Annotated in this window: 15 protein-coding genes, 1 tRNA gene and 2 pseudogenes; 11 read left to right on the top strand and 7 right to left on the bottom strand. The window is 71.6% G+C overall.

All coding sequences use genetic code 11. The features are described 5' to 3' along the window. The first annotated feature begins 143 nt into the window (after positions 1-143). A complete protein-coding gene (locus tag ACFT7S_RS38155; RefSeq protein WP_382741015.1) occupies positions 144-683 on the top strand; it encodes a GNAT family N-acetyltransferase in 540 nt (179 codons plus the stop codon). A 6-nt stretch (positions 684-689) separates the two neighbouring features. On the opposite strand, the gene ACFT7S_RS38150 is transcribed toward ACFT7S_RS38155, so the two are convergent. Then, complete coding sequence (locus tag ACFT7S_RS38150; RefSeq protein ID WP_382741012.1) at positions 690-2,129, bottom strand: M1 family metallopeptidase; 1,440 nt, start codon at positions 2,127-2,129, stop codon at positions 690-692. A 61-nt stretch (positions 2,130-2,190) separates the two neighbouring features. Then, positions 2,191-2,514: pseudogene (locus ACFT7S_RS38145) on the bottom strand (hypothetical protein); the annotation flags it as partial. 137 nt (positions 2,515-2,651) lie between these two features. Between ACFT7S_RS38145 and ACFT7S_RS38140 the strand changes: the two are divergent. The 3 genes from ACFT7S_RS38140 (at position 2,652) to ACFT7S_RS38130 (ending at position 5,288) form a co-directional block, all read left to right on the top strand. Then, the gene (locus tag ACFT7S_RS38140; protein ID WP_382741009.1) at positions 2,652-4,040 is read left to right on the top strand and encodes a sensor histidine kinase; all 1,389 of its coding nucleotides are present in this window, start codon (positions 2,652-2,654) and stop codon (positions 4,038-4,040) included. Beyond that, complete coding sequence (locus ACFT7S_RS38135; protein ID WP_382741006.1) at positions 4,037-4,675, top strand: response regulator; 639 nt, start codon at positions 4,037-4,039, stop codon at positions 4,673-4,675. Before ACFT7S_RS38140 ends, ACFT7S_RS38135 begins: the two co-directional genes overlap by 4 nt. A 112-nt stretch (positions 4,676-4,787) precedes the next feature. Further along, positions 4,788-5,288: a hypothetical protein gene (locus ACFT7S_RS38130; RefSeq protein WP_382741003.1), complete on the top strand. Its 501-nt coding sequence runs from the start codon at positions 4,788-4,790 to the stop codon at positions 5,286-5,288. A gap of 45 nt (positions 5,289-5,333) precedes the next feature. On the opposite strand, the gene ACFT7S_RS38125 is transcribed toward ACFT7S_RS38130, so the two are convergent. Beyond that, positions 5,334-6,041 carry a pentapeptide repeat-containing protein gene (locus ACFT7S_RS38125; RefSeq protein ID WP_382741000.1) on the bottom strand — a complete coding sequence of 236 codons (708 nt, stop codon included), beginning with the start codon at positions 6,039-6,041 and terminating at the stop codon, positions 5,334-5,336. A 120-nt stretch (positions 6,042-6,161) separates the two neighbouring features. On the opposite strand from ACFT7S_RS38125, the gene ACFT7S_RS38120 reads away from it, so the two are divergent. Together ACFT7S_RS38120 and ACFT7S_RS38115 are read left to right on the top strand one after the other, a co-directional pair. After that, complete coding sequence (locus tag ACFT7S_RS38120) at positions 6,162-7,355, top strand: NAD(P)-binding protein (RefSeq protein ID WP_382740997.1); 1,194 nt, start codon at positions 6,162-6,164, stop codon at positions 7,353-7,355. Positions 7,356-7,425: 70 nt separating this feature from the next. Then, complete coding sequence (locus ACFT7S_RS38115; protein ID WP_382740994.1) at positions 7,426-8,427, top strand: zinc-binding dehydrogenase; 1,002 nt, start codon at positions 7,426-7,428, stop codon at positions 8,425-8,427. A gap of 37 nt (positions 8,428-8,464) precedes the next feature. Here the strand turns inward: ACFT7S_RS38115 and ACFT7S_RS38110 are convergent, their stop codons facing one another. Both ACFT7S_RS38110 and ACFT7S_RS38105 read right to left on the bottom strand, forming a co-directional pair. Further along, positions 8,465-8,950 (bottom strand): GNAT family N-acetyltransferase, encoded by a 486-nt coding sequence (locus ACFT7S_RS38110; protein ID WP_382740991.1) that lies wholly within the window; start codon positions 8,948-8,950, stop codon positions 8,465-8,467. Positions 8,951-8,991: 41 nt separating this feature from the next. After that, positions 8,992-9,305: pseudogene (locus tag ACFT7S_RS38105) on the bottom strand (hydroxyurea phosphotransferase); the annotation flags it as partial. A 38-nt stretch (positions 9,306-9,343) separates the two neighbouring features. Between ACFT7S_RS38105 and ACFT7S_RS38100 the strand changes: the two are divergent. Both ACFT7S_RS38100 and ACFT7S_RS38095 read left to right on the top strand, forming a co-directional pair. Beyond that, positions 9,344-9,505, top strand: a complete 162-nt coding sequence (locus tag ACFT7S_RS38100) for a rhomboid-like protein (protein ID WP_382740988.1) — start codon at positions 9,344-9,346, stop codon at positions 9,503-9,505. A gap of 31 nt (positions 9,506-9,536) precedes the next feature. After that, a complete protein-coding gene (locus ACFT7S_RS38095) occupies positions 9,537-10,937 on the top strand; it encodes an NAD(P)/FAD-dependent oxidoreductase (protein ID WP_382740985.1) in 1,401 nt (466 codons plus the stop codon). A 2-nt stretch (positions 10,938-10,939) separates the two neighbouring features. Here the strand turns inward: ACFT7S_RS38095 and ACFT7S_RS38090 are convergent, their stop codons facing one another. Together ACFT7S_RS38090 and ACFT7S_RS38085 are read right to left on the bottom strand one after the other, a co-directional pair. Further along, on the bottom strand, positions 10,940-11,497 hold the full coding sequence (locus ACFT7S_RS38090) for a DUF1990 family protein (protein ID WP_382740982.1): 558 nt from the start codon (positions 11,495-11,497) through the stop codon (positions 10,940-10,942). A gap of 83 nt (positions 11,498-11,580) precedes the next feature. Then, a tRNA-Thr gene (locus tag ACFT7S_RS38085) sits at positions 11,581-11,654 on the bottom strand. A 180-nt stretch (positions 11,655-11,834) separates the two neighbouring features. Here ACFT7S_RS38085 and ACFT7S_RS38080 point away from each other — a divergent pair. From ACFT7S_RS38080 to ACFT7S_RS38070, 3 genes are all read left to right on the top strand, one after another. Next, positions 11,835-12,971, top strand: coding sequence for an ABC transporter ATP-binding protein (locus ACFT7S_RS38080; protein ID WP_382740979.1), 1,137 nt, complete (start codon positions 11,835-11,837; stop codon positions 12,969-12,971). Positions 12,972-13,199: 228 nt separating this feature from the next. Continuing rightward, a complete protein-coding gene (locus ACFT7S_RS38075; RefSeq protein ID WP_382740976.1) occupies positions 13,200-13,616 on the top strand; it encodes a hypothetical protein in 417 nt (138 codons plus the stop codon). Between the two features lie 35 nt (positions 13,617-13,651). Further along, positions 13,652-14,371, top strand: coding sequence for an NDP-sugar synthase (locus ACFT7S_RS38070; protein ID WP_382740973.1), 720 nt, complete (start codon positions 13,652-13,654; stop codon positions 14,369-14,371). Positions 14,372-14,519 lie beyond the last annotated feature (148 nt).

The raw sequence follows: 14,519 nt of genomic DNA, 5'->3' as shown, positions 1-14,519 counted from the left end.
AAGGAGCGTGGCTGGGTGCGTGCAGCTGCAAGGCGGAGGATTGAGGCATGGCGGAGTCATGGTGATTGACGACAACGCCGCAGGTGTGCGTGCCCGGCCACGCGACGCCGCCCCCATTTGCCGGTCGGTCTAAGGTGCGCCGCATGATTATCGAACCGCTGGTGCCGGTCGACCACGACATCCCCGGCCCGCTGCTCACGGAACTCACCGCGCTGTACGCGTCGAACCGCGCGTTCCAGCAGCTCAGCGGCGATTTCCCGGACCCGGACGACATCCGTCCCGCTCAGGTCGCCGCCGCGCTCGCCGACGAACTGGCGCACCCGGACGCCGAAGTGCTCCTCGCCCGCTCGCAGGGCCGCCTGGTAGGCGTCGCTGTCACCCTCGCTCACCACCCCGACCCGGCCGACCCCGATCCGTGGATCGGGCTGCTGATGGTCGACGCACGTCAGCACCGGTCCGGGTACGGGAAGGAGCTGGCGGAACGCGTCGAGGAACGCTTCCGGGCGGCGGGGCGGCACGGTGTGCGGCTCGCGGTCCTGGAGAACAACCCGAAGGCGCTCGCGTTCTGGACGGCGCTCGGCTACGAGGTCATCGCCCACCGCCCCGACCGCCAGCGGAACCGCCCGTGCGCGGTACTGCGCAAGCCACTGGCCGCTGAGGGTCTGATGAGCCTCAGGGTGTGACCGGCGTCAGGGTGTGACCGGCGCGTCCGGGTCCTCCGGGCGCCCGTCGCCGTACAGCCAGGTGTCCCACAGGCCGCTGAGGTCCAGGCCGGTCCTCTTCTCCGCGTATGCGGTGAAGTCGTCCGTCGACGCGTTGCCGTGCCGGTGTGCCGTCGCCCAGCCCCTGAGCAGGCCGAAGAACGCCTTGTCGTCGTCCACCGCCTGCCTGAGCTTTTCGAGCACCATGGCCCCGCGCCCGTACACCGGCGGCGCGGAGAGTTCCGCCGCGCTCGGCGGATCCGCGGGCGGAAAGGCCCAGTTGTCGTCGTCCAGAAAGGCCGCTTCGAAGCTCTCCCGGGTCGGAGTGTCCTCGGTGTCCTCGGCCCAGAGCCACTCCGCGTACGTGGCGAAGCCCTCGTTGAGCCACATGTCCTGCCAGGTCGCGGGCGTGACCGAATTCCCGAACCACTGGTGGGCCAGCTCGTGGACGAGGAGCCCGGTGGTGGGCGCACCGGGGAAGACCGGCCGGTTCTGGGTCTCCAGCGCGTATCCGGCGTCGCCCCGCCGGTCGATGACCGCGCCGGTGGAGGAGAAGGGGTACGGGCCGAACTTCCCGGTCGCCCACGTCATGATCTCGGGGATACGGGCGAGGGCCGGGGCGCTGGCCCGCGCCACTTTCGGATCCACCGCCGTGAACACCTCAAGGCCCTCGGGCGTCTTCGTGCTCTTCGTCGTGTAGCGGCCGATGGCGACCGTCGCCAGATAGCTGGCCAGCGGCTCGGCGGTACGCCAGCGGTAGGTGGTGCGGCCGCCGGTCGTCCGGTGGGAGACCGGTTCGCCGTTGGAGACGGCCGTCAGGCCCTTCGGGACGGTGACGGCGATGTCGTACGAGGCCTTGTCGCTCGGGTGGTTGTTGCCGGGGAACCAGGTCATGGACCCCGTCGGTTCGCCGAGCGCGAGGGACCCGTCCGCGGTCTTCAGCCAGCCCTCCTTCGACTGGTCCCGGTCGGTGACGGTCCGTGGGGCGCCGGAGTAGCGGACGACCGTGCGGAACGTCCGGCCCTTGCGCAGACGGTCCTCGACGTCGGCGTCCGGACGCAGGGTCAGTTCGCTGCCCGCACGGTTGACGGCGGCGGGGCGCCCCTCGACGCTCGCGCTCGTGACGTCGAGCCCGGTGAGGTCGAGGTTGAAGGAGCTGAGGTTCTGGGTGGCACGGGCGGTGATCGTCGCGGTGCCGCGCAGCTCGTCCCGGCCGGGACGGACGTCCACGTCCAGGTCAAGGTCGTAGTGCGTGACGTCGTAGCCGCCGTTGCCGAGCCTCGGGAAGTACGGGTCGCGCAGCCCGGCCGCGCCCGGCTTGCCCTCCACCCCGCCGGTGACGGCCGTGCAGGCGGTGGCGACGGTGGTCAGGGCGAACAGCAGGGCGACGGCGGGTGCCGTGCGGCGTATCGGAGTTCGCGGATCCACACCGGTGATCCTATGTGCGGAATGTCGGATTGGGGCGGCTGCGGGATCCGCGGCCGCTGGGTCAGAGGACGGCGATGCCGAGGGGGCGCTCGCCGCCGCCGGACCTGACCGGCTTCCGTTCGCCCGCGAGGTCGACGACGGTGATCCCGTTCCAGTGCCCGTCGCGGGTGAAGCCCCCGGTGACGTACACCGTCCGGCCGTCCTTCGACACCGCCACGTCCTCGTGCGGCCCGTCCAGGGGGACGATGCGCTCCTTGCCGTCGGGAGTACGGATGGTGAGGGAAGGGGCCCGGTCGTCGGAGGCGATCGGACCGGTGCTGGCGACCAGGAGGGTGCCGTCGGGGGTGAGGGCCGCGCCGTGCTGGTGGGAATTGGTCGTTCGGCGGTTTCGCTGGTGGGAATTGGTCGTTCGGCGGTTTCGCTCTGCTATCGATCCTCCGGCCGGGACCGGCCCCGTACCGTCGGCGTACCGGCTCGACGAGCTGCCCGGGACGGTTGACGGCCCCATCGGCCGATCGGTTGATGCAGGAGTCGCCCCAAGGGGTCACCATGGAGGTGTCTGCGCAGGTCAGCGTCACAACCGGCAGGTCATCACGGGCCATCACAGGGCATCAGAGGTCGTCGGCAGGGACGGGGTACGCAGTGCAGCACCGAAGCGAACCGGACCTGAGTGCGGACCCCGACGCACGGTGGCTCGCGCTTCTCATGCACGCCGCGTTCTTCCTGCTGCTGAGTGCCTCGCTCGCCCGCTTCCTGCTCCGCCACCCCGGCGAGGCCCGCACCCCATGGATCATCGCGCTGTCGGTCGGCCTCGCCGTGCTGTACCTCCTGGGCCCCGTGCTCGGCTCCCGGCCCACCCCCCGCCGGCTGGTCTGGCTGAGCGTCCTGGTCGTCGTCTGGATGGTCCTGGTCATCCTCGCGCCGAGCTACGCGTGGTGTGCGGTGCCGCTCTTCTACACCGGGCTGCGGATTCTGCCGCCCCGTGCCGCGTACGCCCTCGTAGCGCTGCTGACCGTGTTCGTCGTCGTCGCGCAGCTGAGCCTGGCCAAGGGCTTCGATCCGAACCTGGTGCTGGCCCCGCCCGCCGTGGCCGCCGTCGCCACCGCCGTCTTCGTCCAGATGCAGCGCCAGGCGGCACGCCAGCGGGAACTGGCCGCACAGCAGCGCGAACTGATCGACGCCCTGTTGCGTACGCGGCGCGAACTGGCCGCCACCGAGCGGCGCGAAGGAACCCTCGCCGAACGCCAGCGGCTGTCCATGGAGATCCACGACACCCTGGCGCAGGGCCTGTCGAGCCAGCAGATGCTGCTCCAGGCCGCCGACCGCACCTGGGACTCCGACCCGTCCGCCGCCCGCCGCCATGTCCTTACGGCGACGGGCATCGCGGAGCGCAATCTCGCCGAGGCGCGCCGCTTCGTCCACGACCTGGCCCCGGCCGATCTGGCGGAGGGCGGCGGTCTGGAGGAGGCACTGCGCGCACTCGCCGCCCGCGAGACGGTCCAGGGCCGGATCACCGTCCGCTGCCATGTGGAGGGCACCCCGCACAGCGCGCTGCCGGACCGGGTCCAGTCCGCGCTGCTTCGGATCGCGCAGGGGGCGCTGTCGAACGTCCGCGAGCACGCGGAGGCGACGGCCGCGGCCGTGACGCTGACCCACCTCGACGACCGGGTCGTCCTCGACATCGCCGACAACGGCCGCGGTTTCAGCCCCTCCGCGCCGGTGGTCCGCCCGTCCGGCGGCCTGCGCGGCCACGGGCTGCCGGCGGTGCGGGCGCGCGTCCAGCAGCTCGGGGGGACCCTGACGATCGAGTCCGCACCGGGCGAGGGCACGGTCCTGACGGCGGCGATCCCCCTGTACCCGGCGCCCCCGTCGCCGCCCGCCCCGCCCATGTCACCGGAGGAACCCGTATGACCTCGAACGCCCCCGGAACCGTACGCATCCTGCTCTGCGACGACCACGCCGTCGTACGGGCGGGGCTGCTCGCCCTGCTCGGCAGCGAACCGGACATCGAGGTCGTCGGCGAGGCGGGCAGCGGCGAGGAGGCCGTCGCACTGGCCGCCAAACTCACCCCGGACGTCGTGCTGATGGACCTGCAACTGGGCGAGGGGATCGACGGCGTCGAGGCCACCCGCCGCATCGCGGCCACCGGCGGCGTCCATGTCCTCGTCCTCACCACGTACGACACGGACGCCGACATCACGCGCGCGATCGAGGCGGGCGCCACCGGCTATCTGCTCAAGGCCGAGCGTCCGGAGGAGCTGTTCGCGGCGATCCGCTCGGCGGCGCAGGGCCGTACGACGCTCTCCCCGCCGGTCGCCAGCCGGGTCATGGCCCGGATGCGGAAGCCGCTGCCGACCCTCACCGAGCGGGAGCTCGACATCCTGGGCCAGCTCTCGCAGGGGCTCGGCAACCGTGACATCGCCCGCGCGCTGTTCATCAGCGAGGCGACGGTCAAGACCCACCTGGGCCGCATCTACGACAAGCTCGGCGTCGACACCCGGGCGGGCGCTGTCGCCGTGGCCAAGGAGCAGCGACTGCTGCCCTAGAAATCAAGCCCGTCCGGCGATCGAGGACGAAACGGCGACCGGACGACCCGGTGGCCCCTTCCGGTCACAGCACTGGCCGAGGCCACCGCGCCGGGCATGACACCATCGACAGGTGCTCGACATCGGCTACTCCCTCTCCCGACGCTTCCCCGATCCTCCGCAGACCGACTACCGCCGCGCGGACGTCCGTGCCCTGCGGCACGACCTGTTCTCCGGGGACGTCTATCTCGCGGACACCAAGGCGGACCGCGAGGTATCCACAGCCTGGGGATGGGTTCCGGTGCTCGACTTCGCGTGGGCGCTCTGCGACATCGTCGAGCAGATCGACCAGGACCCCCGGGGCAACCGCTCGCACCGCCAGCAGTACGCCGAGCTGGACTTCACCGAGTCCTCGGACCGGATGATGTTCGAGCGCCGCTTCGGCTGGGTGGACGTCGAGGCCGACTGGATGCCCGGTGACGAGCCCCCGCTGACCTTCAACCACTCGCTCCTGCGCCGCGAGGCCCGCGACTTCCTGCACGACCTGATCGCCGACCTGGCCGATATGCACGAAGGTCTCGCCGACAACCCCATCATCTGGGACCTCCAGGCCCGCTTCCCCCGCCTGCGATAGGCCGACGACGCGCGGCCCGGCCGGCCCCCGCCGGGCAACCCCGCCTCAGGCCTCCACGCGCACCCCGATCTGGGCCGCGAACGCCGGGGCCAGCTCCATCAGCTGCGACGGACTGATCACCGCTCCCGCCAACTGCTCCACGCCCCGTGCGATGTCCAGCTCGGCGACCGTCCGCAGATCCACCGACTCCATCCGTACGGCACTGAAGTCGGCCCGCTTCAGCACACAGTCCCGGAACTCCACCCGCACCAGGTGGGCGCCCCCGAAGTCCGGCTCGGAGAGCACACAGCCCTCGAACACCACGTCCTTGAGCCGCGCCTTCCGCAGATTCAGGTAGTCGATCTTCCCGCCGCGCACCAGCACCCGCTCCAGCACCGCACCGTGCAACTGCACCCCGCCCAGCCGCGCGTCGACGATCTCCACATCGCGCAGCGATGCCCCCGCGAGGTCGGTGCCCACTCCCCGTACGCCCGTCAGGACCGAGTCGATGAACCGGGATCTGGTCAGTTCCGTACGATCCAGGGCGCAGCCGTCCAGCGAGCAGTCCATGAAGCGCGCGCCCGGACCCGACTGGTCGGCCAGGTCCACCCCCTCGAAGTGCACGCTGTCGTAGTCCCCGTCGGGCTCCAGCTCCTCCCCGTCGTACGCGACGAGCGGCGGCAACCGGACCTCCGCCCGCCGCGCCGCCGCAACGGTGTCCTTCCCGCCCGTGCCCTTACCGCCCCTGCTGCCCCTGCTGGTGGTTCCTGCCATGCCCCCATCGTGACGTACGCCACTGACAACGCCCCGGCTCAGATGTCACGAACCCGGGCCCGCGGACCGTCCCATGCGCAGAACGCCCCAGTTGCCCCACACGGTCAAGGAGCTCCGGCCATGCAGCGCATCCACGTCGTCGGCGGAGGTTTCGCCGGTCTCACCGCAGCCGTCACCGCCGCGGAATCCGGCGCCCTCGTCACCCTCCACGAGGCCCACCACACCCTCGGCGGGCGGGCCAGGACCGCCGAAGGCCCCTACCTCACCAACGAGGGGCCGCACGCGCTGTACTGCCGCGGCCCCCACTGGACCTGGCTCAAGCAGCGCGGTCTCCTCGGCGCGATCGCCTCCGTACCGCCCCTCGAAGGCGCCCGCTTCCGCTTCCGCCGCGACGGCGTCAGCCGCAGGACCCCGCCCCTGGCGATGCTGAAGCTGAGCCGCCGCAGCCCCCGGGAGGCCCCCATCGGCCGCGATTTCCTCGGCTGGGCCACGGACCAGGTCGGCGAGGAGGGTGCCCGCGCCGCCGCGCACTACATGGCGGTTGCGCTCTTCCACCACGACCCCGGTTCGCTCTCCGCCGCGTTCGTCCAGGAGCGGCTGCGCCGGGCCACCGCGCTGCCGCCCGAGGCGCGCTACCCGGTCGGCGGCTGGGCGCAGGTCATCGACCGGATGGCAGGCCACGCCTGGAATCTGGGCGTACGTATCGAGACAACCGAGCGCATCGACGCCACCGCGCTCGCCGCCCTCGCGCAGAACGGCCCGGTGATCGTCGCGACCTCCCTCGACAGCGCCCGCACCCTGCTCGACGACCCCACGCTGGCCTGGGAAAGCGGCCGCACCGCCCTGATCGACCTGGCGGTACGGACCCGGCGGGGCGACGCGTTCGTGGTGTCCGACCTCGACGCACCCGGCTGGATCGAACGCTTCACCGCCCAGGACCCCACCCTCGCCCCGGCCGGCGAACAGCTGATCCAGGGCCAGATCCCGATCGCGCCCGGCACCCCCAGGGCGGACGGCATCGCCCGCGCCGAGCACCTCCTCGACCTGGGCTTCCCCGGCTGGCGCGCGCGCACCACCTGGCGGCGCGAGGCGCTGGCCACCGGCCGGACCGGCGCGGTCGACCTGCCCGGCACGACGTGGCGGGACCGGCCGGCCATCGACCGGGGCGACGGGATCTTCCTGGCGGGCGACCAGGTCGCCGCCCCCGGGCTGCTCAGCGAGGTGTCGTTCAACAGCGGGATCGAGGCCGCCGTGCTCGCCCTGAAGGGGGTGGAACGGCGTTCGGGAAGGGGACTTGACCTCAAGCGCGCTTGAGGTCGGAGGCTGGGCGCAGCAACCGAGAAGCAGACGGATCCGACCGTCGACACCGCCCCGGGGAGCCCTCATGCACGCCATCCGCCTCCACACCTTCGGCCCGGCCGAGAACCTCACGTACGAACGGACGGAGGACCCCGTCCCCGCCCCAGGCCAGGTCCGGATCGCGGTCGCCGCGGCGGGCGTGCACCTCCTCGACACCGCCCTGCGCGAGGGCCTGCCCGGCCCGTACCCGGCCCCCTCGGAGCTGCCCACGATCCCGGGCCGCGAAGTCGCCGGAACCGTCGACGCACTCGGCGAGGGCACCGACCCCGGCTGGCTCGGCAAGCGCGTCGTCGCCCATATCGGCATGGCGCCGGGCGGCTACGCCGAGCTGACCGTCGTCGACGCCGACAAGCTCCACGAGATCCCGGCCGGGCTCGACGAGGCCGCGGCGGTCGCCATGATCGGCACCGGCCGCACCGCGATGGGCATCCTCCAGTTCACCGAACTCGGCCCCGACTCCGTGGCGATCGTCCCGGCCGCCGCCGGAGGCATCGGCACCCTGCTCGTGCAGTACGCCAAGAACGCCGGGGCCACCGTCATCGGTCTGGCGGGCGGCCCCGCCAAGGTCGCCGCCGTCCGTGCGAACGGCGCGGACCTCGCGATCGACTACACCCTCCCCGACTGGCCCCGCCAGGTCCGCGACCACCTCGACGACCTGGGCCGCGGCGCCACGGTCGTCTACGACTCCGTGGGCGGAGCCACCGCCCGCGCCGCCGTCGGCCTCCTCGCCAAGGGCGGACAGCACATCGTCTTCGGCTGGTCGAGCGAGGGAATCCACGACGGCCAGGCCCTCACCTTCACCCCCGAGGAGCTCGCCGAACGAGGCATCACGTCCGAGGGCGTGCTCGGCCCCGTCATGGTGCAGAAGGCGGGCGGCCTGCGCGCCCTGGAGGAGCGCGCCCTGACGGAGGCGGCGTCGGGCCGGCTCCGCCCCGCCGTCCAGCGCTACCCGCTCGCGGAGGCCGCGGCCGCCCACCACGCACTGGAAAACCGCGGCACGACGGGCAAGGTCATCCTCGTCCCATAGGACCGGACGGCCGGTAGGACCGGACGGCCCGCGAGCGTCACTTCCCGCCGAGCTCCGCCAGCGCACCGTCCGTCAGCCGGTACACCGTCCACTCGTCCTGCGGCCGGGCGCCCAGGGACTCGTAGAAGGCGATGGACGGTGCGTTCCAGTTCAGGACCGACCACTCCAGGCGTCCGTAACCCCGCTCCGTGCAGATCCGCGCCAGCTCCGTGAGCAGCGCCTTCCCGTGGCCCCCGCCGCGGCGCTCCGGGCGTACGTACAGGTCCTCCAGGTAGATGCCGTGGACCCCGCGCCAGGTCGAGAAGTTGAGGAACCACAGCGCGAAGCCGACGACCTCACCGTCCGCACCGTCCTCATCGGACACGGCGATGTGCGCGTACGCGGCGGGCCGCTCACCGAACAGCGCTTCGCGCAGTTGCTCCTCGGTGGCATTGGCCTCGTCGAGGGCCTTCTCGTATTCGGCCAGCTCACGGACCATGGCGTGGATGGCGGGGACATCGGCGGGGGTAGCGGTACGAATCATGGAGGCAGCGTAAACACTCGTCCCAGGAACGTTCCTGCGGATTACCACCGCTCCAGAAGCTGACGGCCGATCGCGACCTGCTCCGGCGCCATGCGCGTCTGCGCGTCTCCCCTTCGCGAATCCCCACAGGGCGTTCTGCAGGACCCGCCCCAGCGTCCAGGCCCGCGCCCGGTCGCGGTCACGGTCCATGCCCAGCGCCTCCGTCCCAGTGCAGCAGCCGGCCCCCTGGTTCGCCCGCCACTTCCCGTACCGCCGCCGCGCAATCCTCCAGCAGCCGCCGCTCCCCCTCGTCCGCCAGTGCCGCGACCGCCCCGGGCGCCTCGTCGAGCATCCGGGCCGCCGCGTCGCCGAGACCGCATCCCCCACCCCTGGCAGACCCTGTACGCCTTCGCCGTGCTCGTCGCCCATGGCGTCCCGCTGGTCAACGGCCGTACGTTCGCCGAACTGGGCCACTTCGCCGCCGTACTGACCGGCCTCGCCTGCTACCCGCCGGCGCGAGGTCTCCCCCGGCGCAAGACTGAACGGGCTCCGCGCAGTAACGTCCCGGCACAGTAGCTCGGCCGAACACCGGACAAGCAGGGGAAACATGAGCACCGTCAGTACCGTCAACGGCGGCATATCGTTCTGGTACGCGCAGGAGGGCACCCCCGCCCCCCGCGAACCGCTGCCCGGCGACGCGAGCGCCGACATCTGCATCGTCGGCGGCGGATACACCGGACTCTGGACGGCGTACTACCTCAAGAAGGCCGTCCCCTTCCTCAACATCACTGTCCTGGAAGCCAAGTTCTGCGGATACGGCGCCTCCGGGCGCAACGGCGGCTGGCTCTACAACGGCATCGCCGGCCGCGACCGCTACGCGAAACTCCACGGCCACGACGCGGCCGTCCGCCTCCAGCAGGCGATGAACGACACCGTCGACGAAGTCGTCCGGGTCGCCGCCGAGGAGGACATCGACGCCGACATCCACCGGGGCGGCGTCCTCGAAGTCGCGTACACACCCGCCCAACTCGCCCGTCTCAAGGCCTTCCACGCCGTCGAGATCGCGTTCGGCGAGAAGGACCGCGTCCTGCGCGGCGCCCGCGAAACCGCCGAACGCATCAGGATCACCGGAGCCGTGGGCTCCACCTGGTCCCCGCACGGCGCCCGCCTGCACCCGGTCAAACTGGTCAAGGGCCTCGCCGACACCGTGGAAGCCCTCGGCGTCACGATCCACGAATCGACCCCCGTCACCGAGATCAAGCCCAAGCACGCCATCACCCCGTACGGCACGGTCCGCGCCCCCTACATCCTGCGCTGCACCGAGGGCTTCACCGCCAACCTCAAGGGCCAGAAGCGCACCTGGCTCCCGATGAACTCCTCCATGATCGCCACCGAACCGCTCCCCAAGGCGGTGTGGGACACCATCGGCTGGGAAGGCCGCGAAACTCTCGGCGACATGGCCCACGCCTACATGTACGCCCAGCGCACCGCCGACGACCGCATCGCCCTGGGCGGCCGAGGCGTCCCCTACCGCTTCGGCTCCGCCACCGACAATGACGGCCGCACCCAGCCCGCCACGATCGAGGCCCTGCGCGACCTGCTCATCCGTTTCTTCCCCACCACCGCGGGCGCCCGCATCGACCACGCCTGGTCCGGCGTCCTCGGCGTCCCCCGCGACTGGTGCGCCACGGTCACCCTGGACCGCTCCACCGGCCTCGGCTGGGCAGGCGGCTACGTCGGCTCCGGCGTAGCCACCGCCAACCTCGCGGCCCGTACCCTGCGCGACCTGATCCAGCAGGACTCGGGCCAAGGGGGTCCCACCGACCTGACGGCCCTCCCCTGGGTCAACCACAAGGTCCGCCGCTGGGAACCGGAACCCTTCCGCTGGCTCGGCGTCCACGGCATGTACGCGGCCTACCGCACGGCGGACCGCCGGGAAACGGCCTCGTCCCTCCCCGGCACCGACCCCATCGCCAGGGCGGCGGACCGGATAGCGGGCCGGCACTGACCTCAGCGCCGCCGCGTCCCGGGGGCCCGGAGGACGCGGCGGTAGCGGCGGCGGTAGAAGCGCTGGGCGACCAGCAGCACCGGGAACAGATGCCGCCACACACCCCCGGGCGCCCGGCTCGTCAATGACCTCAAGGTCAGGGTGACCCGGCCGTCCGGGGTCCGGCTCACGATGAAGGCCTCTTCGCCGGAGACCGGGTGGCCCGGCAGCGTGCCGTACGCGAAGCCGCACCGGTCGGGCGTGTCGACGACGGCGACGACCAGGACCGGTTCGTGCACGGCCAGCGGGCCCCAGGCCGCCGTGATGCGGTACTCGGCGCCCTCGGAGACGCGCTCACCGGCGGCCCCCAGCGGCGTGACGCCGAAGCCGCTGCGGTGCTTGATCCCCCAGCGCAGGACGGCCTCGGACGCCGCACGCCAGTCGCTGTCCCCGTGGCCGATGACCACGGACCCCTCGTAACGGCGGTGGCCCGCGCCCCCCGTCACCCACCGCTCCTCGCCCGGACAGGTCGCACCGGCCGGGGCGTAGGTGAGGGCGCCGGCCGGGCTGTCCGAGGGCATGGGAGGGCTCCTGTCAGCGGGGGAATCACGGGCGGAATCAACAAGGGCCCAGGGCGGACAGTGTCCGGCCTGGGCCCTTCAAGAGCCCCCTGTCGGATTCGAACCGACGACCTACGCATTACAAGTGCGTTGCTCTGGCCAGCTGAGCTAAGGAGGCATTCCGGAGCAGTGTAACCAACGTCCCGGCCTGGAACGGACGGGATATTCGAGTGTTCTGGACTACTGACAGATTCGACATGGCCAGGTAGCGTCGCGGCAGGTTCACTCCGGTGGACCAGACCACTCCCATACTCGGATCGTCCGGCACGTTCCTGCCGGTAAGAGGAGAAGAATCGCCATGGCTTCTGTCACGTTCGACAAGGCGTCCCGCGTCTACCCCGGCTCCACGAAGCCCGCGGTGGACCAGCTCGAGATCGACATCGAGGACGGCGAGTTCCTCGTCCTCGTCGGTCCCTCCGGTTGTGGCAAGTCGACCTCCCTGCGCATGCTCGCGGGTCTCGAGGACGTCAACGGCGGTGCGATACGCATCGGTGACCGCGACGTCACGCACCTGCCGCCCAAGGACCGGGACATCGCCATGGTGTTCCAGAACTACGCGCTCTACCCGCACATGTCCGTCGCGGACAACATGGGCTTCGCGCTCAAGATCGCCGGTGTGAACAAGACCGAGATCCGGGCGAAGGTCGAAGAGGCCGCCAAGATGCTCGACCTCACCGAGTACCTGGACCGCAAGCCGAAGGCGCTCTCCGGTGGTCAGCGCCAGCGTGTGGCGATGGGCCGCGCGATCGTGCGTGAGCCGCAGGTCTTCCTCATGGACGAGCCGCTGTCGAACCTCGACGCCAAGCTCCGTGTCTCCACCCGTACGCAGATCGCCTCTCTCCAGCGGCGCCTCGGCATCACCACGGTGTACGTCACCCACGACCAGGTCGAGGCCCTCACCATGGGCGACCGCGTCGCGGTCCTCAAGGACGGTCTGCTCCAGCAGGTCGACTCGCCGCGCAACATGTACGACCGCCCCGAGAACCTCTTCGTCGCCGGCTTCATCGGCTCCCCCGCGATGAACCTGATCGAGGTCCCGATCACCGACGGTGGCGTGAAGTTCGGCAACAGCGTCGTCCCGGTCTCCCGTGAGGCGCTCACCGCCGCCGCGGACCGCGGCGACACGACCGTCACGGTCGGCATCCGCCCCGAGCACTTCGACATCGTCGAGCACGGTGGCGCCGCCGCGAAGGCCCTCACCAAGGACTCGTCCGACGCCCCGGCCGGCCTCGCCGTCTCGGTCAACGTCGTCGAGGAGCTCGGCGCCGACGGCTTCGTCTACGGTTCCTCCCGCGTCGGCGGCCAGGACAAGGACCTGGTCGTCCGTGTCGGTGGCCGCGCCGTTCCGGAGAAGGGCACCGAGCTGCACGTCGTGCCGCGCCCGGACGAGCTGCACGTCTTCGCGACCTCGACCGGTGAGCGCCTCACCGACTGACGTCGCCGCACCACGTACGGCCCCCGCACCCCGCATCGCCCGGGTGCGGGGGCCGTTTGCGTGGCGCGTGAGGTTTGAGGTTTCGATCTCGGCTGTTGACAAATACCCCGGCACAGTGGGCATTTCGCCCATATTCGTCAACCGGGGATTCGAAAAGACTCCTCGAACCATCCCCCGCGAGGGTGACGAAATGTCGCCGAATCATCACTGACCGCTACGCTCGCCTGCGTGACCCACACCGCGCGCCGCATCGGCCGAACTCTCGCCCTCGTCCTGCCTGTCGTCATGGTCCTCTCCGGGACCCTCGCGGTGACCCGCGTGCCGTGGGCGGCGGCCAACCCCGAGTCCCAGCTGCTGACCGCGGCATCGGAGACCCTGACCAAGCAACCCGCCAAGGCCCGTACCCCGCAGGACATTCTGCGCGACAAGCTGCTCGTGGAGCTTCAGGAGAAGGACCCGGCCGTCGCGTTGATGGACCTCCAGCGCGCCGTCGAGGCCCGCCCCTCGCTCGCCCGGCACTGCATGTCCATCGCCAAGGCGCTGGGCAAGGCCGCGGTCGAGCAGTACGGCCCGACGCGCGCCCACCGCTTCTCCCGCCCGGTCTGCGACACCTCGTTCGCCTCGGGCGTCGCCCAGTTCAGCTGACCGCCGAAGCGCGGGCACGGCATATCGTGCCTCGCATGCATACGTATCCGACACAGGCCGTGATCCTGGCAGGTGGCCAGGGCACGCGACTGCGCCCCTACACAGATGACCGCCCCAAGCCGATGGTCGAGATCCCGGGAACCGGGACCCCGATCATCGGCCATCAGCTTTCCTGGCTGGCCGCCGAGGGAGTCACGGACGCCGTGGTCTCGTGCGGCCATCTCGCCGAGGTGCTCCAGGACTGGCTGGCCTCGGCCGATCTTCCGCTGAACGTGACGACGGTCGTCGAGACCGAGCCGCTGGGGCGCGGCGGCGGCCTCAAGTACGCCGCCGCCCGGCTGCCCGACCCGGACCAGCCCTGGTACGCCTCCAACGGCGACATCTGGACGCGCTTCTCGCTGCGCGAGATGGCCGCCTTCCACGCCGAACGCGACGCCACCGCCACCCTGGCCCTCGCTCGCCCCCGGATTCCGTGGGGCGCCGTGGAGACGGACGCGTTCGGGCACATCACCGACTTCATCGAGTCGCCGCCCTCGCCGTATCTGATCAACGCCGGTGTGTACGTCTTCTCGCCGACGTTCACCACGCTGCTGCCCGAGCGGGGCGACCACGAGCGGACGACGTTCCCCGGGCTGGCCCGGGAGCGCCGCCTCGCCGGGTATCCGCTGCCGCACGGGGCCTACTGGCGGGCGATCGACACCGCGAAGGACCTCACCGAGGCGGCGAAGGAACTCAGCGCGCACACAGGCCGGTAGCCGCCCCGGCGGGTACGTACGCGGACAGCAGGAGGGGGGGGGGGCCGGGGTTCGGGGGGCGCCCCCCCCGCCGGGGCTGGTGGGCGGGGGGCCGCGCGGCAGAACCCCCCGGGGGGGGGGGGCGCCCCCCGGGGGGGCCCCGCCCCCC

The organism is Streptomyces sp. NPDC057136, assembly GCF_042670885.1.
Lineage (GTDB): Bacteria > Actinomycetota > Actinomycetes > Streptomycetales > Streptomycetaceae > Streptomyces.
Note: the sequence above shows the minus strand (reverse complement) of the source record. Positions and strands in the feature narration are given on the sequence as shown.